Source organism: Sphingobacterium sp. BN32, from assembly GCF_030503615.1.
GTDB lineage: Bacteria > Bacteroidota > Bacteroidia > Sphingobacteriales > Sphingobacteriaceae > Sphingobacterium.
This window is the reverse complement of record NZ_CP129963.1, coordinates 3,500,299-3,521,304: the sequence shown is the minus strand read 5'-3', so window position 1 is coordinate 3,521,304 and position 21,006 is coordinate 3,500,299. Positions and strand designations below refer to the sequence as shown.

Sequence of the window (21,006 nt, the reverse complement as noted above, 5' to 3'; positions counted from 1 at the left end):
TTATTTCGATAAATATAAATCAACAAAATTATATTTTATGTAATTTAATATTTATTATATTTTAGTTTTGAGGTTAGTAGACTAAAATTAAAATCGGTATGTTTTTTAATTTCTTCAATTTTTGCAAAAACGCTCGAAATTCTTCCTGAAATCCCGAAAACGGCAAATGTTCTTGTAAATAATGAGCAAAAAAATAGCCCTTAAAACCTGAAGTTTTAAGGGCTACAAAATCTTTATTTTTATCTATCTATTCTCCGGCAATTCCTTCCGCTAAAATGATGATTTTGTTGTCCTTTACTTCAACCACACCACCTTTAATAATAATGACTTGTTCATCATTATTATTTTTAATAATGACTTTGCCATCATCTAGCGTAGACACAATAGCAGCGTGGTCCTTCAAAATTTGAAAGGAACCAGCAGATCCAGGAACTGTAACAGCAGTCACTGTACCTTCGTAAGCTAATTTGTCTGGAGTAATAATTGTTAAATTCATTGTTGTTTAGATATGAGATTTGAGATATAAGATATTAGACTTTGAAAAACAATTTAAGACTCTACTCTTTTGAACAGAGTCTTAAATCTAATGTCTACTATCTAATATCTAGTACTAAACTGCTTCTGCTAATAGTTTTTTACCTTTTTCGATCGCGTCTTCGATGCCACCTACTAAGTTGAAAGATGCTTCTGGGTATTGGTCAACTTCACCGTCAATGATCATGTTAAATCCTTTGATCGTGTCTTTGATGTCTACTAAACAACCTTTCAAACCTGTAAATTGCTCTGCAACGTGGAACGGTTGAGATAAGAAACGTTGAACACGACGTGCGCGGTGTACTGTTAACTTATCTTCTTCAGATAACTCATCCATACCTAAGATAGCGATGATATCTTGAAGTTCTTTATAACGTTGAAGAATTTCTTTTACGCGTTGTGCTGTATCGTAATGCTCATTACCTAAAATCGCTGGAGAAAGGATACGTGAAGTTGAATCCAATGGGTCAACCGCAGGGTAGATACCTAACTCAGAAATCTTACGTGACAATACTGTTGTTGCATCCAAGTGAGCGAAAGTTGTCGCTGGAGCAGGGTCAGTTAAGTCATCGGCAGGAACGTATACCGCTTGTACTGAAGTAATAGATCCGTTTTTAGTTGATGTAATACGCTCTTGCATTAAACCCATCTCTGTAGCAAGTGTCGGTTGGTAACCTACCGCTGAAGGCATACGACCTAATAACGCCGATACTTCAGAACCTGCCTGTGTAAAACGGAAGATGTTATCGATAAAGAATAAGATGTCACGACCTTGGCCTTCACCATCACCGTCACGGAAATATTCTGCAATTGTTAATCCTGATAAGGCAACACGCGCACGTGCACCAGGAGGCTCATTCATCTGTCCGAACACGAATGTACATTTAGAATCTTTCATCAACTCTAAATCTACACTTTCCAAAGGCCATTCGCCTTTTTCCATGCCTTCCATGAAGTGCTCACCATATTTGATAATGCCGGACTCCAACATCTCACGAAGTAAATCGTTTCCTTCACGAGTACGCTCGCCTACACCTGCAAATACAGATAAACCACCGTGTCCTTTTGCGATGTTGTTGATTAACTCCTGAATTAATACCGTTTTACCAACACCAGCACCACCGAACAAACCGATCTTACCACCTTTTGCGTAAGGCTCTAATAAGTCGATAACTTTGATACCTGTGAAAAGTACTTCAGACTCAGTCGATAAATCTTCGAATCTTGGAGGTACGTTGTGGATAGGACGACCGTTTGTTTTGTCCAAACTTTTAATACCGTCAATTGGGTCACCAACAACGTTGAATACGCGACCTTTAATTTCTTCGCCAATCGGCATTTTGATCGGAGCGCCAGTATCAACTACTTTCATGCCACGAACTAAACCTTCGGTAGCATCCATTGCAATCGTACGAACACGTTCCTCACCTAAGTGCTGTTGAACCTCTAATACAATGCGTTGTCCATTTTCTTTCTCAATGTACAAGGCATCATAAATCTTAGGAAGATTTTCATTGTCGGCAAAGTTGACGTCAACTACTGGGCCGATAATCTGCGCTATTTTACCAATATTGGGCATATTATAGGGACTAAAATTTATTATTCAATTTTAATACAGCTTTTTACACACTGCATTTTGGAATGCAAAAATAAGTTTTATCTCCTTAAAACCAAAAGACAAGTGGTAAATAAATCGATATTTTTTTTAAAAGCCCTCTAACCCTATCAATTACTAGGAATATGGCTGTGTAAAAGGCTGATTTTTAAAATAGTATTAGCCGAAGGCTTTCTTTAGAGATTAGACATTAGATTTTAGACAATAGACCTTTGTCTGTCCCTGAATAGTGTTGACCGTTTTTACAATTTATCAACTTGATCAAATATAGTTATTAGTGGTTTAGGAGACAATATCTCCCTAAACCACTTTTCTTCGAAACTCTCTGGCGACATCCTATGTAATGAGTTGTGCAGTCTTCGTTTATTGTACTGTTTGACAGCTCTATTGACCATTTTTTTTAAGCTTTCGAACGTCTTAGGCTTCCAATAATCCAGATACTCATTCTTGATGGTTCCATTGATCCGCTCAGCGTATGCATTGTCCTGGGCACTCTTGCCCATGCTCACCCTGCAATTATTCTCTTTCAACAGCTGCAGATAAGCTGTCGCATGATATTGGGCACCTCGGTCTGAATGATGATATTGGGGTGCCCCGTTATTCTTAAGGGCCATTCGTAGTGCCTTAAGATTAGCTGTTGACTGCATATGATTGGATACTTGATATCCAACGATCTTTTTGGTGTAAACGTCGATAATGAACACTCCATAGTAGAACCTATCGCCCACGTAGAAGTAGGTGATGTCCGATTGCCAAACCTGATTGGGAGTCCCTACAACCAAGCCATTGATCAGATTAGGGTAGGCTGTGGAAAGCCCGCGAGTCGTCCTGCGATAGTTCTTCTTGACCTTCAATCGATATCCTAAAGACATCATGGTCTCTATGAAACGATCTCTCCCCACAAAATCCGGACGGAGCATATAATACAGTTTTTCCACCCCACAACCGGGATGTTCCTTACGCACTTTATCCGCTTTTTCGATCAGCTCAGCGAATTGAACCTGATAACGGGAATGGCGAACAGCGCGCTGATGCACCGCCTGTTTGCTCATACCAACGGTTCTATAAAGCTGATTGAGGGAATAATCTATTTTTCCTGCGTGTTCCCGGAACCATCCGATGGTGGGGTGTTGAAATTTTTTCTGATATCGACCTTAAGATCCTCTCCAGCGATGTCGATCATCTTCTCCAAGAAATCGATCTTGATCTGCTTCTGGCCGATCATCCGCTCCAGTTCACGGATACGCTGTTCCATGGCTTTTACTTTGTGGGTGCTACTTGATTTCATCTCCATTATACGTTGTCCTTTCTCATTAAAGTTAGAAAATTTATAGATCCAATTATAGATCGTGGGATTACTTATTCCATAAAGCCGCTCTAACTGTAGAACACTCAACTTCCCACTCTCAAATAGGGAAACAATTTCCCGCTTAAAATCATCAGAATAAACCCGTGATTTCCTGATTAACCGCAAATTTGTTTGCATTTAGTACCTCCATTTTGTGGTCAACCTATTTCAGGGATGGACACTTTGACGTGCTATTCACGCATTGTGTTTTTTTTCTTTGGTTTAGAAAGGAAAGTTTGTCTTGAACTGGGAATGGAAGGAAAGTTTGGTTCAAGACAAAACTCCGATCCTGCTCATCCTTTTATCCTTTCTTTCCTGGCTCAAGACAATCCCATCCTAAAAACCCTTAATTAATCACAAAAAGAAAGGCGCCTAATCGGCGCCATCCTCTAATATCTAAAATCTAATAGCTAAAATCTAGCCTAAGAATTCCTCTTCAACTGCTCGTCCAGTAGCTGTCGTTTTAGGTGTTGTTCTCTTTCCATTGATTTCTTGCGGAGCGTTTGTAGCTCATCTTGCAATTCATCTACTGTTTTCTTGGAGTCGTCGGTGTCGACTTTTGCTTTGCGGAATGCCACTAAGGTTCCGAAGAATGCTGCTCCAAGCGCTATAATAATAGCCCATACCATTGTATGATAAGAGCCTTTAGAGAAATCAATTCCTAAGAAGGAAATGCTGTCTGTCTTTTTTTGTTCCGCTTCTAATTGCGTGGTTAGGGTGTTGACTGAATCCTGAAGACCCTTGATATTTCCGGCAGAGGAGGAGTTTGAAGATGATAAATCAGCAATCTTCTTTCTGTAGGTGCTTAGCGAATCGCGCACATTTTGACGTATGGTTTCAAGGTTTGCTCTGCGGATAATTTTGAAATCTGCACTTTGCGACTTCGAGTACAAGTTCAAATACACAAACTGGCTGTCGAGGCTTGAAGTTTTTAACTTCTGCTGTAACATTTGTCCCTGAGCTGCGGGAGCTAAAAAAACGAAAAATAAAAGTGAATAAATAAATACTCGCATATGGGTTTGATTAAGCTTTACATGTCAATTTTACCAATTAAATTAGACAATGTGAAACTTAATAAAAATTAAGCCCTCATCTAACGATTGTTTTATCGGTTTTTACAGCTTCCCTTTTAACTCTAAGAAGATTTTTAAAATACCCATTCTATCAAATTTTGTGAATATTTAATAAACAAATCAAGGATTTGTTTTAAACGCTGATAACTTTTTAAAAATTCTGTTTACTTAATGGTTTATTTATAAAAATTATTGGATGTTAAATGCTTAACAAAATATTCTTATATTTATTTCGCTTATAAACTTATAAAATCAAAGTCCAGAAGATTTAGCTCGTGCCACAGTATTTTTAATCCGATGTAACGGATGGCAATGCTGGGATTTAACTGAGACTAAAGACTCCGCTGACTTAATAATTATTTATCTCCCGAAAGGGAATTGTAAATCTATTCAAACTATGATTGATAAAAGCGTGGCAAATGCTTCGGAAGCAATCCAGGACGTCAAAGATGGGATGACCATTTCTTTGGGCGGCTTTGGGCTATGCGGAATTCCGGAGAATTTGATTGCTGCATTGCTGCAAAAAGGAACGAAGGATCTGACATGTATCAGTAACAATGCCGGTGTTGATGACTTCGGCTTGGGTTTATTGCTACAGAAAAAGCAGGTCAAGAAAATGATAGCATCGTATGTAGGGGAGAATGCGGAATTTGAACGTCAGATGCTCAGTGGCGAATTGGAAGTGGACTTGATTCCACAGGGGACCTTGGCATCTCGATTAATGGCAGGTGGCTACGGCATGCCTGTAATCTTCACGCCGGCAGGGGTGGGAACGGAGGTTGCCGAAGGCAAGGAAACTCGAAAATTTACCTTCCATGGCGTGGAGAAGGAATATTTAATGGAATATGCTTTTGAACCGGATTTTGCTTTTGTAAAAGCCTGGAAGGGTGATAAAGCGGGTAATTTAGTGTATCGCGGGACAGCACAGAATTTTAACCATGCGGTGGCTATGTGTGGGAAGATCACGATTGCCGAGGTGGAAGAATTGGTTGAACCGGGCGAGTTGGATCCGAATTTTATCCATACCCCAGGCGTCTTTGTGCAACGGATTTTCCAAGGCGATCAATACGAGAAAAGAATAGAACAGCGAACTGTAAGAAATAAAGAAGACAATGATTAAAAAAGTATATATCGTTGCAGCAAAACGCACTGCAATGGGAAGTTTTGGAAGTGCATTATCAAGTTTTACCGCATCACAGTTAGGGGCAAAAGCCATCGAAGCTGTTGTTTCGGAAATCGGATTAGAGAAGGATCAGATTGACGAGGTGTTGATGGGCTGTGTATTACAGGCGAATGTCGGGCAAGCGCCGGCGCGACAAGCAGCACGCTTTGCCGGATTGCCAGATCATATCCCGGCGACAACAATCAATAAAGTATGTGCCAGTGGTATGAAAGCCATCAGCTTAGGTGTGCAGCAAATTCTATTGGGCGATGCCGATGTGGTTGTGGCAGGGGGTATGGAAAGCATGAGCCAGGTGCCTTATTATAGTGCAACCACTCGCTGGGGTGCAAAATATGGCGATCAGAACTTAATTGACGGCCTACAAAAAGACGGTTTGACCGACGTGTATTCTAACGAAGCGATGGGAAACTGTGGCGAGCTATGTGCGGATAAATACCATATTAGCCGAGAAGATCAGGATTCCTATGCCATCCAATCGTATACAAGAAGTAAGACTGCTTGGGAAACGGGTAAATTTGCAAATGAGGTAACTCCCGTAGAGGTGGTATCGCGTAAGGGAACAGTTTCCGTAGCGGAGGATGAGGAATTCAAAATGGTGAACTTCGACAAGGTTGCGCAATTAAAGCCTGTATTCAAAACCGACGGTACAATTACCGCGGCAAATGCTTCGACGCTGAGCGACGGAGCGGCAGCAGTGATCCTGATGAGCGAAGAGAAGGTTAAAGAATTGAATATAAAGCCTCTGGCGGAGGTTGTTGCCTATGCTGACGCAGAGCAAGATCCAGCATGGTTCACGACTACTCCGGCTATCGCGACGCAGAAGGTTTTGAAAAAAGCAGGACTAACAATCGACGATATCGATTACTTCGAATTCAATGAGGCATTCTCGGTCGTTGCATTAGCCAATGCGCAATTGCTGGAGATTGCAACCGATAAAATAAACGTATATGGTGGTGCAGTTGCATTAGGTCACCCACTGGGTTGTTCCGGTGCTAGAATCATCGTGACTTTGAACAGTGTATTACATCAAGAAAGTGGAAGTATTGGCTTAGCTGCTATCTGCAATGGTGGTGGTGGCGCCAGTGCGATGATCATAAAAAAAGTTTAAGCTATGTTGGATAAATTTGGAATTGCAAAGCGAATAGCCAAAGAAATCAAAGATGGCTATTATGTCAACCTGGGTATTGGTATTCCGACGCTAGTGGCAAATTACATTCCCGACGGTATGCAGGTGGTGCTGCAAAGTGAAAACGGCTTGCTAGGAATGGGACCTTTTCCTTATGAAGGCGAAGAGGATGCTGATTATATCAATGCCGGTAAACAAACGATCACGACCTTGCCCGGCTCTGCGATCTTTGACTCGGCAATGAGTTTCGGCATGATTAGAGCCCGCAAAATAGACCTTACCATTCTTGGCGCCATGGAGGTGTCGGAAAATGGGGATATCGCCAACTGGAAGATCCCCGGAAAAATGGTGAAAGGAATGGGCGGCGCTATGGATTTAGTGGCCAGTGCTGAAAATATCATTGTTGCCATGCAACATGTGAATAAACATGGCGAATCGAAATTATTAAAAGAATGTTCCCTGCCATTAACTGGCGTCCGCTGCGTGAAGAAAATCGTGACGGAGTTTGGTGTGTTCGATGTGCTGCCAGAAGGTGGATTTAAAGTCGTCGAGTTGCATGAAGGGGTGTCAATAGATACCGTGAAGCAATATACCAGTGGGAAACTGATATATTAGAATTTTTCATATGAATTTTAATTAAAAAGTGGGATAGGGTTGTCGTGAGACATCCCTATTCTTTTTGCCTCCAACTAAACCTATTCACTCCTTTCGTTCTTCCCTCCCTGCCACACTCTCCCCACGCTTGGCATGACAGTACATAACAGTTAAACGCACTATTTAAAATATCTTCGATTAATTAGAAACCTAAACAGAGATATTAAAGAATAGTATATGAATGCAATCGCGGGTGTTATATTTCATTTTATTGGAGGATTTGCATCGGGAAGCTTTTATGTTCCTTACAAGAAGGTAAAAGGTTGGTCCTGGGAATCCATGTGGATCCTTGGAGGATTATTCTCCTGGATCATCGTTCCGCCGATTGCTGCCTGGCTGACCATTCCAAATTTTGTCGAGATTATCTCTGAGAGCAGCGCAAGTATCCTTGGCTACACCTTTCTGTTTGGTGTACTCTGGGGGATAGGCGGTTTGACCTATGGTCTTGGGGTTCGCTATTTGGGCGTATCACTAGGGAGCAGTATCATCTTGGGCTTAAGTATGGTCTTTGGGGCTTTGATGCCCGCTATCTATTACTTTTTTAATAAAACAGCGGGTAAACATGGTATCGACTATTTCTTTACCGAGAGCGCGGGAATCTGCGTGATGATTGGTCTGCTGGTTTGTATCGTCGGGATCTACCTCTGCGGTAAGGCGGGTATGCTTAAAGAAAAAGGCCTAGGGGCACTCTCCGAGGAGGCCAAGTCAGAATATAAGTTCGGCTTAGGAATTGTCGTCGCGATTGTTTCGGGCGTATTGAGCGCTTGCTTCAATTTCGGTATCGAAGCCGGGAAGCCTATGGCCGATGTGGCAAACCAATTATGGAAGTCAGCTAACCCCGGACAAGGCGAATTCTTGTATCAGAATAATGTGACGTATATCGTAATCCTTTGGGGTGGCTTCTGTACCAACTTCATCTGGTGTGCCTACCTACTACTGAAGAACAAAACATATAAAGATTATACAAATTCAACTTCTCCAATTGGAAAGAACTTATTGCTATGTGCCATTGCTGGAACAACCTGGTACTTGCAGTTTTTCTTCTATGGCATGGGCGAGAGTAGATTAGGGAACGGGGCGAGTTCCTGGATATTACACATGGCCTTTATCATATTAATTTCCAATGCCTGGGGAGTTGCGTTAAAAGAATGGAAAGGTGTGAGTAAACCCACATACACCGCCATTATTGCTGGAATTGTAACCATCATTCTATCGATTTGCATTGTGGGTTTTGCGAAAACATTAGAATAAAAACTTAAAAAAACTTAGGAAAGTGAAAACATACAAGCACGTCAACTATTTATGGAACGATGAGCAAGCAAAGTCACTTGAGGGTGATGAGGTTGCGTTATTGTTATACCGCTCAAATCTGTTGGGCTCAGATTTGAGAATTACGAACTATGGTGGAGGAAATACATCCTGCAAGCTGATGGACAAAGATCCATTGACTGGCGAAGAAGTAGAAGTGATGTGGATCAAAGGTTCGGGTGGTGATATCGGCACATTAAAAAAATCCGGTTTAGCTGCATTATATGTAGATCGCCTTCGTAATCTGGAGAATGTTTACCGTGGAATAGAGCACGAGGATGAGATGGTGGAGTTATTCAACCATTGTATCTTCGACTTAAATTCGAAAGCACCGTCCATCGATACGCCATTACATGGATTTCTACCTTTCAAACATATAGATCACCTGCATCCTGATGCAGCGATTGCTATTGCAGCAGCGAAAGATGGAAAACAAATTACACAGGATCTGTTCAATGGTACGATTGGCTGGGTAGATTGGCAAAAACCGGGCTTCGATCTTGGTTTGCAACTGAGAGAGTGCTTGGAACAAAATCCAGGTATTCGCGGTATCATGTTAGGGTCGCATGGCTTGTTTACTTGGGGTGATACCGCTTATGAAAGCTATGTGAATTCATTAGATGTTATCGAAGCCTGTGCGACTTATTTGGAAGAAAATTACGGGAAAGCTAGACCTGTTTTCGGAGGGCAAAAAGTAGAAAGCTTAACGGAAGCAGACAGGCAATCGCAAGCAGCTAAATTAGCGCCTATTTTGAGAGGATTCTGCTCGAGCGAGCGCCACATGATTGGCCACTTTACAGACGATCCTCGCGTATTGGAATATATCAACTCCAACGATTTAGAAAAACTTGCACCCTTAGGAACAAGTTGCCCCGATCACTTCCTGCGCACGAAAATTCAACCGCTGATCTTGAATTTAGATAAGAATGAAGATCTAAGCGATCTACAGGCTATCAAAGAGAAGATAGCGCCGCTTTTTGAAGATTATAGAGCGATGTACACGGAGTATTACGAAACCTGTAAACATCCAAACAGCCCTGCTATTCGCGATAGGAACCCCGTAATCATCATCTATCCGGGTGTCGGTATGTTTGCCTTTGCAAAAGATAAGCAGACCGCACGGGTTGCGGCGGAGTTCTATACCAATGCAATCAATGTGATGAAAGGTTCAGAGGCCGTGAGTGAATACACCTCTTTACCTCGTCAGGAGGCTTTCAATATCGAGTATTGGTTGTTAGAAGAAGCGAAACTTCAACGTATGCCAAAGCCGAAAGCCTTATCCGGAAAGATTGCCTTAGTAACAGGTAGTGCCGGTGGTATTGGAAAAGCAATCGCGAAAAAGTTTGCTTCGGAAGGTGCGGTCGTTGTATTAAATGATATGAATGCTGAGCGACTGACAGGCGCTGAAGAAGAGTTTGTAGGCTTATTTGGCAAGGATAATGTAGTTTCCGTATTTTTAGATGTTACCAATGAAGAGCAGATTAAGAAAGCATTCGAGAAGGCTAGTTTAGCGTTCGGTGGGATTGATATAGTGGTTAATAATGCTGGATTATCGATTTCTAAATCAATTGAAGATCATACAGAAAAAGATCTTGACTTATTATATGACGTTTTAGTCAAAGGACAATTCTTCGTGACACAAGAAGGTGTTAAAATCATGAAGGCGCAGGCCGTAGGCGGAGATGTATTGAATATCGTGAGCAAAAACGCATTAGTGAGTGGGCCGAACAATGCCGGTTACGGAAGTGCAAAAGCTGCGCAATTACATTTAAGCAGGCTAAATGCAGCTGAGCTTGGCGCAGCGAAAATCCGTGTCAATGTGGTTAATCCCGATGCGGTGATTTCTGATAGTAATATCTGGGCAGGCGGATGGGCTGAAGGTAGAGCGAAAGCCTACGGTGTGACGGTTGAAGAATTGCCGGCTTACTATGCAAAACGTACCTTATTAAATGAAATCATTCTTCCGGAAGATATTGCAAACGCATGTTTCGCTTTTGTAGGCGGATTGCTGAACAAATCAACTGGAAATGTATTGAATGTCGATGGCGGAGTTGCCATGTCATTCGTGAGATAAAACTAACAAAGCAAGGAGTATAGCGCTTGCTATGCTCCTTGTTTATTTTTAAAGCTGAACCGATGAGATTAGAGAAAGAACAAATAGAGCAGCATAACAGTAAATTAGCAGCTAAGCATAAGCGAGCATTTGATTTTATTTCCGAGGATATCCCTCAGGTAGAATCTATTATCCATAAACTGCAGCAGTTTCAGATTGCCATCCCCAGTTGGGCATTGGGTACAGGTGGTACCCGCTTCGGACGTTTTTCCGGAAAAGGCGAACCTGGGAACTTGGAGCAAAAAATTGAAGATGTGGGATTATTACATGCTTTGAATCGCTCCAGCGGTGCTATTTCCTTGCATATTCCCTGGGATATTCCAAAAGACGCCGAACAAACGAAAGCATTGGCAGCAAGCTATGGCTTACAATTTGATGCGGTCAATTCTAATACCTTTCAGGATCAAGCCGAGCAAGAATTGAGCTATAAATATGGTTCCTTACATCATGTAGACCCGAACGTGCGCAAGCAAGCCGTACAACATAATATCGATGTGATCAATCATGGGATTGCGTTGGGTTCCAAAGCATTAACGGTGTGGTTGGCCGATGGATCTTCTTTCCCCGGTCAGTTGAACTTTCGCGAGGCGTTCCAAAATACCCTGGAAAGCTTAAAAGAAATCTATGCGCACCTACCGGAAGATTGGAAGCTATTTGTCGAATACAAGGCGTTCGAGCCTTATTTCTATTCGATGACGATAGGAGATTGGGGACAGTCGTTATTGTTAGCTTCAAAGCTTGGCCCTAAGGCGTATACCTTAGTCGATCTAGGTCACCACTTACCGAATGCAAACATCGAACAGATTGTTTCCTTGCTGTTAATGGAAGGGAAGCTTGGTGGTTTCCACTTCAATGACAGTAAGTATGCGGATGATGATTTAACGGCAGGAAGCATTAAGCCATACCAATTGTTCCTCATCTTTAACGAATTGGTTGAAGGGATGGACGCTAGAGGCATGGATCATGCAACGGGACTTGGATGGATGATCGACGCTTCACACAATTTAAAAGATCCTTTGGTGGATCTATTGCAATCGGTGGAAGCGATTATGATTGCTTACGCACAAGCTTTATTAGTCGACCGCGATGCGCTGAAAGAGGCTCAACGCAACAATGATATCGTCAAAGCACAGCAAATCCTGCAAGACGCGTTCCGTACGGATCTACGTGCAGTAGTTGCGGAAGCAAGATTGCGCGATGGCGCAGCATTAGACCCGATCGGTTTGTTCAATGAGCTTGCTGTTCGTGATCAATTAATCAAAGAACGTGGCAATAACACGGTAGCTACCGGTTTATAATTAGCGTATGGGGGGAAAAACACGCAAACCGGTAGTAGCCATATTTGATGTGGGCAAGACGAATAAGAAACTTTTCTTATTCGATGAGCATTATCAAATTGTATATGAGAAATCTGCGCGTTTCTTGGAGACGTTGGATGAAGATGGCGACCCGTGTGAAAATTTAGAGAGCCTGCGATTGTCGGTCTTCGACTCCTTGCACGAGATCTTTCGCCGGGAGGAGTTTGATGTGAAAGCCATTAACTTCACATCCTATGGCGCCAGTTTTGTCTATGTGGATGAGAATGGTCGTCCTTTAGCGCCACTTTATAACTACCTAAAAGAGTACCCACAGGCCTTGTCCTCGGCTCTGCACCAGCAATACGGAGGCGTCGAGCAGTTCAGTCTCGATACAGCATCGCCTTCGTTGGGAAGTCTGAACTCCGGGCTTCAAGTCTATCGGCTAAAAAAAGAGCAGCAGGAAATCTATGAGAAAACAAAATATGCCCTACATCTACCGCAATATTTAAGTTTCTTGCTTTCTGGAAAGGCTTACTCGGATATGACGAGCATAGGCTGTCATACAGCCCTTTGGGATTATAAGCAGCATGATTACCACCAATGGGTAAAAGATGAAAAGATCGTTGAGAAATTAGCACCTGTGGTAGACGCCTCGGCTGTATTCCCGGCGACCTTTCCAGGTAGTACCTTTAAAATTGGTGTCGGATTGCACGACAGTTCGTCCGCATTGATTCCTTACTTATTGAATTTCCATGAGCCTTTCATCCTGATTTCTACTGGAACCTGGTGTATTTCTATCAATCCTTTCAATGATCAGCCCTTAACCAAGGCAGAACTAGAAAGCGATTGTTTGTTTTACCTGTCTTTTCAGGGAAAGCATGTTAAGGCCTCGCGCTTATTTGCAGGGCAGGAACATGAAATCCAATCGAAAAGAATAGCGGAGCATTTTGATATCACGACTGCGAAATTCAAACATATGGATATCAACTGGACGATTGTTAAAGCCTTAGAAAAAGCAAGCATAGCATCTGAATTAGATGCTTTCGGTAAGATTGACTTAGCGCAATATGCCAATTATGAGGAAGCCTATCATGCCTTGATTCTGCATTTGATCAAAGCGCAGGTGGTATCGACGAAGCTTATTCAAGCCGGTCAGAAAACTACCCGCATCTTTGTCGATGGGGGTTTTAGCAAGAACAATATCTATATGAACCTGTTGGCGCATGAATTTCCTGAAATGGAGGTCTATGCAGCGTCCATGGCACAGGCAACCGCCATCGGGGCGGCCTTAGTCATCCATGAGCATTGGAATAAACAACCGGTGCCCAACGACCTGATCGAGATCAGGTTCTTTAGAGCGTAAAATAACTTAGTGAATATAAATCCTTCCAGAATCAATTGACGATCATTCTGATCGTCATCAAGTAGGTGATCAACCAACCTAGGAAAAGATATGGTCCTACGACGGATGACAAATCTTTTTCAACTTTTTCAAACCCCTATCAAACCCAATCCGAAAGGCTTATGATAGGGGTTTGCATTGGTTTAGGATTGGGTTAGCATTGGGTTTGAAAGGGCTTTAAAAGGGGACAGTGTCGAGCTAGTCTCCTACGAGAAGCGACCATGCTGAAGCCAGATTACAGAGAAATTGGAACAAATTCCTATTTCCAGCGATTCAACCTTTACAGAATACCCACATTTTTTAATTTTTTTCAAGAATTTTTCCTGTCCTAATAGGAGATTATTAACCTAATGAGAATTATGGGCGCTTCTATATTAGCTGATGCATTATTTTTCGAGACCAAAATTTAAAATATATCGAAAGTCAATAAAAGTCTTAATTATTCGCTAATAGCTTGCTAAAACGATACAGGATGCAACAGGATGGTTTTTCACAGTAAATAAATGATATTTGGTTATCAAGTTATTAATCAATATCAACAACTATGTGTAAATCTAAATTAGGAAGGTATTTCTCTTTCGTCTTGAGCATGCTGTTCGTGTTTACCACGAGCATAAGTATGGCGCAGACCGATCGAGTAATCCGAGGTACCGTTGTAGATGCTACAACAGGTGCTGCATTAGGGGGAGTATCTATTTCCGATTCTGCTACCAAAAATGCCACTTCCACGGCAAACGATGGGACATTCGAAATTGGAACTAGAACCAATTCAACATTAATCTTTCAATACGTTGGTTATGCAAGAAAAACAGTAACCGTTGGATCACAGTCCAACATCTCGGTTCAATTGTCTGAGGACGAGTCAGAGCTGGAGGAGGTTGTTGTGGTTGCCTACGGTACGGCAAGAAAGCGTGATCTTACAGGCTCTGTATCGCAAATTGACTCCAAAGCATTGTCGCAACAATCCAATTCGACGGTGAGTAGAGCCTTAGAAGGTGCTGCACCGGGTATTCAAGTATCGGCGGTTGACGGTCAACCGGGTGTCGATATGGGTATCCGTGTTCGTGGTCTAGGGTCGGCAAATCAAAACACATCAAATGCATTAGTGGTAATCGACGGTGTTCCAGCACAGAATGATAACCCACTGGCGTCGATCAGTCCGAAGGACATCGAGAATGTGACGATTTTAAAGGATGCGGCTTCGACAGCGCTTTACGGTTCTCGCGGTGCTAATGGGGTGGTCTTGATCACGACAAAGAAGGGTGCTAAAGGAGCGCCAAGAATTGCTTTTGAAGGTAAAATGGGGATTAACCAGATTGGGCCATACCAATACGACAAGATATCTGATCCAAAAGATATTTATGAGTTTGCTTGGTTGACCATTTATAATTCGGTTCGCTATGGCGTAGGTGGTTCAGGTGCAGCGAAAGGCTATACGACCAACGTTCAAAATCCGAACATGTCGCATGAGGATGCTGCGCTATTTGCGTCGCAGCACTTGTTTGACTATACGGGTTCCATGACTGATTTTAAAGTCAATAATTTAGGTAACTGGATGTTGTATGATGTGCCGGGTGCTATCTATACTCCAACAGGAGGTACAGGTGCAAATGCATCATCGACCATGTCGGGCGCTTATCTGGTGAATCCCGATGGTAAGTTAAATCCAAATGCCAGATTACTTTACAACGAAAACTATGATTCACATTTACTACAAAACAGAACCAGACAGGAATACAATGTTTCTGCGTCAGGAGGTTCAGAAAAAGTAGACTATTTTATCTCGGGTGGTTACTTAGGTGATCCATCCTATATTCGTGGTTCATCATTCAAGCGCTATAATGGTCGCGCGAATGTGAACGCGCAAGTTTATGACTGGTTGAAATTAGGCGCGAATGTTGGCTATGCAAACCGTGATACGCAATCGCCGGCAACACGTTTTGGCCGTAATCCGGGTAGTTCAACTGCTAACGCTTTCCGTTTTATCAATGGACAGAACCCATTAACGCAGTTATACGCTCGCGATCAGAATGGAAATATTATTCAGGAAAACGGTAAAGACAAAGTACACGTCTTACAAGGCGATACTTGGTCGCCGGTAGGTCCAACAGCAGCAGCATTAAGCTCAACTAATGTGTTAACGGTATTAGATAATGATATCGACAAACGAGTATCTGACGATTGGAATACCCGTGTTTATGGAACGATCAATTTCTTAAACGACTTTACGTTCACAGCGAACTTCTCTTTAGATAAATTCAATGATATCCGCACGCGCTATTGGAATGCGGAATCAGGGCAAGCAGCGGGAATTGGTGCATTCGGAAAAGTATTTTCCAATGTATCGATTATGAATGCGCAGCAATTGTTGAACTATAACAAAAAGGTAGGTTCTCATACCTTTGAAGGTTTATTAGGACATGAGTATGATGCTTTCCAATTTGAGACTTTAAACTATCGTTCTTCTTACTCGTTGATCGACAACTTCCCGACCTATGCGAACTATGTTGGTCGCTACGACGGGGGAACATTCTCCAACCCAGGGGGTGGTATCGATACACGTCGTATGGAAAGTTATTTCGCTCGCGGAAACTATAATTATGCGGATAAGTACTTCGCTCAAGTTTCCGTTCGTCGCGATGGCTCATCGAAGTTCAAATTGAAAAATAAACGTTGGGGCACATTCTGGTCAGTAGGCGCAGGATGGAGAATCAACGGCGAAGATTTCATGGAAAATACCAAAGACTGGTTAGACAATTTAAAAATTCGTGCTAGTTACGGTGTGATCGGTAACCAAAATGGTATTTCCAACTATTCAGGTTATCAGACTTGGGGATTCTCTGCAGTTTATCAACAAACGACAGCTGGTACAGGTATTCCTACTTCCTATGTGTTGAACCAAAACGCCTATGTGAACGACCAATTGACCTGGGAAAAAATCAACACCTTCGATGCAGGTTTAGAAATCGGATTCTTCAATCGCGTTCGTGCAACATTCGATTATTATAACCGATTGACAACGAATGCTATCTGGTCACAACCGATCGCTATGTCAAAAGGACAATCGTCAATATTAACGAACTCCGCGAAATTAAGCAACTACGGTTTTGAAGTTGATCTAAGTGTGGATGTAATTAAAAACGAAGACTGGAACTGGACCTTATCTACGAATGGTACACACTACCGCACGATCTTGAAAGAAGTTCCTCCGGGTGTTGGTTCGGCGGCATTGGATGGCGATTGGACTGGTGGTGTAGATGGTTGGAGTTCGGCAGGTACAGCTGGCAATACAAATATTGCTTACCTACGTGGTATTGACAAAGATTACTTCAACATGTACCTGTTCAAATATGCGGGTGTTGACCAGAATACCGGTTTACCGATGTTCTATCACCGAGTAACGGAAGCCGACTTAAGCGCTGGTTTATTCGCAGGTTCTAAAGTTGGCGAAAGCGTGGCAACGACAGATTACTCTAAAGCGAGTCGTTATGAAATGGGAAGTGCTGTTCCTTCTTGGATTGGTGGTTTCTCGACTTCATTGCGCTACAAAAACTTCGACCTTTATGGAGCCTTTGCCTACCAAGTTGGTGGTAAATTCCTGAGTACAGAGTATGCGAACAGCTTATATGTAACAGAGAATCCAGGCAAATCTTTATCGTCTGAACTGATCGGTAACACATGGACAACTGAAAATACAGGAGCGAAATTCCCGATGGCGATGTATGGAAACACCTATGGAAACGGTTCTACTTTCGGAAGCTGGATGTATAGCGATATGGCTATGTTCAACGCTTCTTACCTGAACTTGAAGAACATTACAATAGGCTATACCTTACCTGCAGACCTATTAGGGAACAGTAAGATTAAGAGATTAAGAGTTTATGCTTCTGGCGACAACATCTTCATGCTGACTTCGCACAGCGGTATCGACCCGAGAATGTCATTAGTAGGTGGTTGGGAAGTAGGCGCTTACAGCTACCCTACGATGCGTACATTCTCTGCAGGTGTTAATCTAGAATTTTAAGAAGGAATCACATTATGAAAAAGATATTTTTATTCTTTATAGCAGGAACGCTATTCGTTTCATGTAATAAGAAATTAGACGTGGCACCGCCGAATAACATTACGGATGAGCAAATCCAGGAGTTATTGAAGAGTGGTGATGAGGCAACGATTCGTACGGTCTTAGGCGGTATGGCGAATAGCATGCCCCGAGCATTCAACTACGGTGGTTCAGGTAACTCTGAATCGAGATATACCAATGTTTTCGGCTTGGAAGTTATGCGGAACTTGGAAGGAAACGACATCGTTTTTGGAGATCAGAATCTAACGATCTTTGGTGGCGATGAGTACCGATTTTTGGATTTTATATCCGAAGGAACAAATAAAAACTCGCCCTATTGGTTTTTCGCTTGGAACGGTATTACAACAGCCAATAAAATGCTCAATTATTTGGACGATGCGACGGTTGGAAGCAATACTATTTTGAAAGAGTTTAAAGCAAGAGGGTTGATCCTTCGCGCTTATTCTTATAACTTCCTGATGGAGAACTATCAGGATGCCTACCTACAAGGAGGAAAGGATAAGTTAGGATTGCCGCTTTACGATACTTATCTTCCAACGCAGGAAAGCAAGGCTCGTGCGACAGCAACGGAGACTTATAATTTCATCAAAGCGGATCTTCAACAGGCGATTCAGTATTTAAAAGATGCTGGAAAAGGCTATACAAAAGAGGTCAATGATTTCGACTTAGGGGTTGCCAATTTTATTCTGGCTCGAGTTGCTTTATGGACAGGAGACTGGGCTACGGTGATCTCGTCTAGCAACGATATCTTGGCAAACTACCCTACGCTATTACCACAATCAGCATATGGAGCTACAAACGACGGAACACAGGCGAATCCTATTATGCGTCCGGAGAAGAATGGTTTCTTGAACAACGCCGTAAATCCAGAGGTAATCTTCGGATTTCCTTTAGGCGATGCTCTGACCACGCATAACATGTGGATGAATCCATTTGCAGAAGCAGAGGGCGGTTTGCTACGTGGTTTCCAACGTATCGATGCCAGATTATACAATAGCATTGCTCCGAATGACTTCCGTAAGAATGCGTTTATGGCAACTGCTTGGGGCGATTACAGCTACCCGACCAACAACGAAAAACGTACTATTCCGGCCTACACGAACTTGAAATTTGCCGCAACGCATGGTTTGGGCAGCGACGACAAGAAAAATGTAGGTAAAAACTCGGCTTACTTTTTCCGTACATCGGAAGCTTTGTTAATGAAAGCGGAAGCACAGGCACAAAGTGGCGATGCCGCAGGTGCAAAAGCGACTTTAAATATTTTGTTGGCCGCTAGAACAAAAGCCGGTGCAGCAACGCTTACCGTGGATAACTACCCGGGAATGGCAGGCCTTACGCCGCTTCAAATGGTTCAATTGCAAACGCGTATTGAGCTTTGGGGAGAAGGTGGTCGTGAATTTTTCAACAACAAGCGTTGGAATATAGCGGTTGACCGTGCTAGTTCAACAAACCATGTCGATAAATCTTCTTATCCGGTTTCTAAGATGACTTTACAGATTCCATTGGATGAGATGATGTACAACGATAAAATGGTTCAAAATTAAATAACCCTAGTGCAAGGTCTCCCAAGGCCTTGCTCTATCCTATGTTATAAATAGACTTATATTATGAAGTATCAAGTTAGTCCAGAGCAAATTGCTTTCTATCGTGAGAACGGTTATTTAGTTATTGAGGATTTTTTAAGTCCGGAGGAGCTAGAGAAATGGCGTGAAGTAGTTTTCTCAGCAGTAGAGAAGAGAGCGGGGAAAAAGATGCCCGGCAAGGAAACACAAGTGGGAGAGGATGATGGGATCAATAAAGATGCGGATTACTTCGGGAAAGTATTCGATCAATTATTGAATCTCTGGCAAACAGATGAGGGCGTTAAGGAATTGATGCTAGACCGTCGAATCGGCGAATTGGTTGGCAATTTAGCGCAAGTGGATGGTATCCGAATTTGGCATGATCAGGCTTTATTCAAGCGTCCCTTTGCTAATCCGACGGCTTGGCACTTAGATACACCATTCTGGTCGTTCTCCGACCGGGAAGCTTTATCCATCTGGATCGCATTGGACGATGCGACTTTAGAGAACGGCTGTCTATATTTTGTACCGGGCTCATTTAAGAAAACCGACTTTACGAATATCGGTATCGGCAAAAACATGAACGGTATTTTCGAAGTATATCCGGAGCTTGCGCAGATTAACCCTGCCCCAGCACCTTTGAAAGCCGGAAGCTGTTCTATCCATAACGGGTTGACCATACATGGTGCCGGTCCGAACATGACCAACGGCTACCGTCGAGCAATGACATGTGCATACATGCCGGATGGCAATGTATTCAACGGACAGGCGAATATTCTTCCTCCAGATTACCTGGCTACATTGAAAGTCGGCGATCTGTTGAACGATGACGAACAAAACCCTTTAATCTATCATAGATCATGGTAGATATTCAATTCTTTTATCCGCGTTGGGGGGCAGAACATATTGCCTGGACAGATTTTTTAGATCGTGTTAAGGGCGCCGGATATCAGGGAATTGAGTGGTACCCTTATGGGGAAAAAAATAAGAATGACTACCAGCAGATGTTGCAAAGTCTGCAGGCTCGCCAACTGCGTTACAGTATCGTGTTCGCTGTATTTGGCGGAGCAAAGGACTTTGCACATTATTTGGAATTATTGGAGGAACAGCTTACGGAACTCGCTAACTTAGGGGAGTTTGGTTTGGCTCCGGAATTCATTTCTGCACAGGTAGGGCGAGAGTACTATACGAGCGAACAGATACTAGCATGTTTAGCAGTCTGCGCCAAGGTAGAGCAACAAACAGGAATACCCATTTATCAGGAAACACACCGGAATAAATGGACATACGGGATTCATCGAATTCCGGCAATCAAAGAGCAATTTCCAGGTCTCAAATTGACTTTGGATATCTCGCATTGGTATTGTGTCTCGGAGAGTTATCTGGAAGATCAACAAGACCTATTAACTAGCCTACTATCCGATGTGCGGCATGTGCATACGCGTGTCGGGCACACGCAAGGCTCACAGCTATCGGATGTTAGCAACCCTTTATTTGAAGACATTGTAAAGATCCATTTAGCGGTCTGGCAACAATATATTAGTAAACAAATCCAATTAGGGAGAAAGAAACTAACCTTTACCACGGAGTTTGGCCCTCCACCTTATCTCATCACATCCGGCGATACAGCTAAGGATTATGAAGAGCAATGGCGTCAAAACTTGTGGATAAAAAAATACCTAATGGACCATTTGAAGACTATTTAA

Annotated in this window: 16 protein-coding genes; 11 read left to right on the top strand and 5 right to left on the bottom strand. The window is 42.6% G+C overall.

The window, feature by feature from the left end; translation table 11 throughout:
• Nucleotides 1-247: 247 nt before the first annotated feature.
• The 5 genes from atpC to QYC40_RS14860 form a co-directional block, all read right to left on the bottom strand.
• Nucleotides 248-496, bottom strand: a complete 249-nt coding sequence (atpC, locus tag QYC40_RS14880) for an ATP synthase F1 subunit epsilon (protein ID WP_149524926.1) — start codon at nucleotides 494-496, stop codon at nucleotides 248-250.
• Nucleotides 497-610: 114 nt separating this feature from the next.
• Nucleotides 611-2,113 (bottom strand): F0F1 ATP synthase subunit beta, encoded by a 1,503-nt coding sequence (gene atpD, locus QYC40_RS14875; RefSeq protein WP_301990912.1) that lies wholly within the window; start codon nucleotides 2,111-2,113, stop codon nucleotides 611-613.
• A gap of 278 nt (nucleotides 2,114-2,391) precedes the next feature.
• Entirely contained in the window at nucleotides 2,392-3,201 is an 810-nt protein-coding gene (locus QYC40_RS14870) for an IS3 family transposase (RefSeq protein WP_301990011.1), read from the bottom strand.
• 35 nt (nucleotides 3,202-3,236) lie between these two features.
• A complete protein-coding gene (locus tag QYC40_RS14865; RefSeq protein WP_301990012.1) occupies nucleotides 3,237-3,635 on the bottom strand; it encodes a transposase in 399 nt (132 codons plus the stop codon).
• A gap of 284 nt (nucleotides 3,636-3,919) precedes the next feature.
• Nucleotides 3,920-4,510 (bottom strand): hypothetical protein, encoded by a 591-nt coding sequence (locus QYC40_RS14860; RefSeq protein ID WP_301990910.1) that lies wholly within the window; start codon nucleotides 4,508-4,510, stop codon nucleotides 3,920-3,922.
• A 457-nt stretch (nucleotides 4,511-4,967) separates the two neighbouring features.
• Between QYC40_RS14860 and QYC40_RS14855 the strand changes: the two genes are divergently transcribed.
• From QYC40_RS14855 to QYC40_RS14805, 11 genes are all read left to right on the top strand, one after another.
• On the top strand, nucleotides 4,968-5,690 hold the full coding sequence (locus QYC40_RS14855) for a CoA transferase subunit A (protein ID WP_301990909.1): 723 nt from the start codon (nucleotides 4,968-4,970) through the stop codon (nucleotides 5,688-5,690).
• Nucleotides 5,683-6,861 (top strand): thiolase family protein, encoded by a 1,179-nt coding sequence (locus QYC40_RS14850; RefSeq protein ID WP_301990908.1) that lies wholly within the window; start codon nucleotides 5,683-5,685, stop codon nucleotides 6,859-6,861. Before QYC40_RS14855 ends, QYC40_RS14850 begins: the two co-directional genes overlap by 8 nt.
• A gap of 3 nt (nucleotides 6,862-6,864) precedes the next feature.
• The gene (locus QYC40_RS14845; RefSeq protein ID WP_260039546.1) at nucleotides 6,865-7,494 is read left to right on the top strand and encodes a 3-oxoacid CoA-transferase subunit B; all 630 of its coding nucleotides are present in this window, start codon (nucleotides 6,865-6,867) and stop codon (nucleotides 7,492-7,494) included.
• Between the two features lie 216 nt (nucleotides 7,495-7,710).
• Complete coding sequence (rhaT, locus tag QYC40_RS14840; RefSeq protein WP_301990907.1) at nucleotides 7,711-8,784, top strand: L-rhamnose/proton symporter RhaT; 1,074 nt, start codon at nucleotides 7,711-7,713, stop codon at nucleotides 8,782-8,784.
• 22 nt (nucleotides 8,785-8,806) lie between these two features.
• Nucleotides 8,807-10,915, top strand: coding sequence for a bifunctional aldolase/short-chain dehydrogenase (locus QYC40_RS14835; RefSeq protein ID WP_301990906.1), 2,109 nt, complete (start codon nucleotides 8,807-8,809; stop codon nucleotides 10,913-10,915).
• 62 nt (nucleotides 10,916-10,977) lie between these two features.
• Nucleotides 10,978-12,252 carry a TIM barrel protein gene (locus tag QYC40_RS14830; RefSeq protein ID WP_301990905.1) on the top strand — a complete coding sequence of 425 codons (1,275 nt, stop codon included), beginning with the start codon at nucleotides 10,978-10,980 and terminating at the stop codon, nucleotides 12,250-12,252.
• Between the two features lie 7 nt (nucleotides 12,253-12,259).
• The gene (locus QYC40_RS14825) at nucleotides 12,260-13,615 is read left to right on the top strand and encodes an FGGY-family carbohydrate kinase (RefSeq protein ID WP_301990904.1); all 1,356 of its coding nucleotides are present in this window, start codon (nucleotides 12,260-12,262) and stop codon (nucleotides 13,613-13,615) included.
• Nucleotides 13,616-14,198: 583 nt separating this feature from the next.
• Nucleotides 14,199-17,678: a SusC/RagA family TonB-linked outer membrane protein gene (locus QYC40_RS14820; RefSeq protein ID WP_301990902.1), complete on the top strand. Its 3,480-nt coding sequence runs from the start codon at nucleotides 14,199-14,201 to the stop codon at nucleotides 17,676-17,678.
• Nucleotides 17,679-17,692: 14 nt separating this feature from the next.
• Entirely contained in the window at nucleotides 17,693-19,282 is a 1,590-nt protein-coding gene (locus tag QYC40_RS14815) for a RagB/SusD family nutrient uptake outer membrane protein (RefSeq protein WP_301990901.1), read from the top strand.
• Between the two features lie 63 nt (nucleotides 19,283-19,345).
• The gene (locus QYC40_RS14810; protein ID WP_301990900.1) at nucleotides 19,346-20,167 is read left to right on the top strand and encodes a phytanoyl-CoA dioxygenase family protein; all 822 of its coding nucleotides are present in this window, start codon (nucleotides 19,346-19,348) and stop codon (nucleotides 20,165-20,167) included.
• Nucleotides 20,161-21,006, top strand: a complete 846-nt coding sequence (locus QYC40_RS14805) for a sugar phosphate isomerase/epimerase (RefSeq protein WP_301990899.1) — start codon at nucleotides 20,161-20,163, stop codon at nucleotides 21,004-21,006. Before QYC40_RS14810 ends, QYC40_RS14805 begins: the two co-directional genes overlap by 7 nt.

Bases quoted from the DNA above. Each gene is read 5' to 3' on its own strand.
- QYC40_RS14845 (WP_260039546.1), top strand. From the start codon at position 6,865: ATGTTGGATAAATTTGGAATTGCAAAGCGAATAGCCAAAGAAATCAAA.
- atpD (WP_301990912.1), bottom strand. From the start codon at position 2,113: ATGCCCAATATTGGTAAAATAGCGCAGATTATCGGCCCAGTAGTTGAC.
- QYC40_RS14855 (WP_301990909.1), top strand. From the start codon at position 4,968: ATGATTGATAAAAGCGTGGCAAATGCTTCGGAAGCAATCCAGGACGTC.
- QYC40_RS14870 (WP_301990011.1), bottom strand. From the start codon at position 3,201: ATGAGCAAACAGGCGGTGCATCAGCGCGCTGTTCGCCATTCCCGTTAT.
- atpC (WP_149524926.1), bottom strand. From the start codon at position 496: ATGAATTTAACAATTATTACTCCAGACAAATTAGCTTACGAAGGTACA.
- rhaT (WP_301990907.1), top strand. From the start codon at position 7,711: ATGAATGCAATCGCGGGTGTTATATTTCATTTTATTGGAGGATTTGCA.
- QYC40_RS14825 (WP_301990904.1), top strand. From the start codon at position 12,260: ATGGGGGGAAAAACACGCAAACCGGTAGTAGCCATATTTGATGTGGGC.
- QYC40_RS14815 (WP_301990901.1), top strand. From the start codon at position 17,693: ATGAAAAAGATATTTTTATTCTTTATAGCAGGAACGCTATTCGTTTCA.
- QYC40_RS14805 (WP_301990899.1), top strand. From the start codon at position 20,161: ATGGTAGATATTCAATTCTTTTATCCGCGTTGGGGGGCAGAACATATT.
- QYC40_RS14830 (WP_301990905.1), top strand. From the start codon at position 10,978: ATGAGATTAGAGAAAGAACAAATAGAGCAGCATAACAGTAAATTAGCA.
- QYC40_RS14865 (WP_301990012.1), bottom strand. From the start codon at position 3,635: ATGCAAACAAATTTGCGGTTAATCAGGAAATCACGGGTTTATTCTGAT.
- QYC40_RS14860 (WP_301990910.1), bottom strand. From the start codon at position 4,510: ATGCGAGTATTTATTTATTCACTTTTATTTTTCGTTTTTTTAGCTCCC.
- QYC40_RS14810 (WP_301990900.1), top strand. From the start codon at position 19,346: ATGAAGTATCAAGTTAGTCCAGAGCAAATTGCTTTCTATCGTGAGAAC.
- QYC40_RS14850 (WP_301990908.1), top strand. From the start codon at position 5,683: ATGATTAAAAAAGTATATATCGTTGCAGCAAAACGCACTGCAATGGGA.
- QYC40_RS14820 (WP_301990902.1), top strand. From the start codon at position 14,199: ATGTGTAAATCTAAATTAGGAAGGTATTTCTCTTTCGTCTTGAGCATG.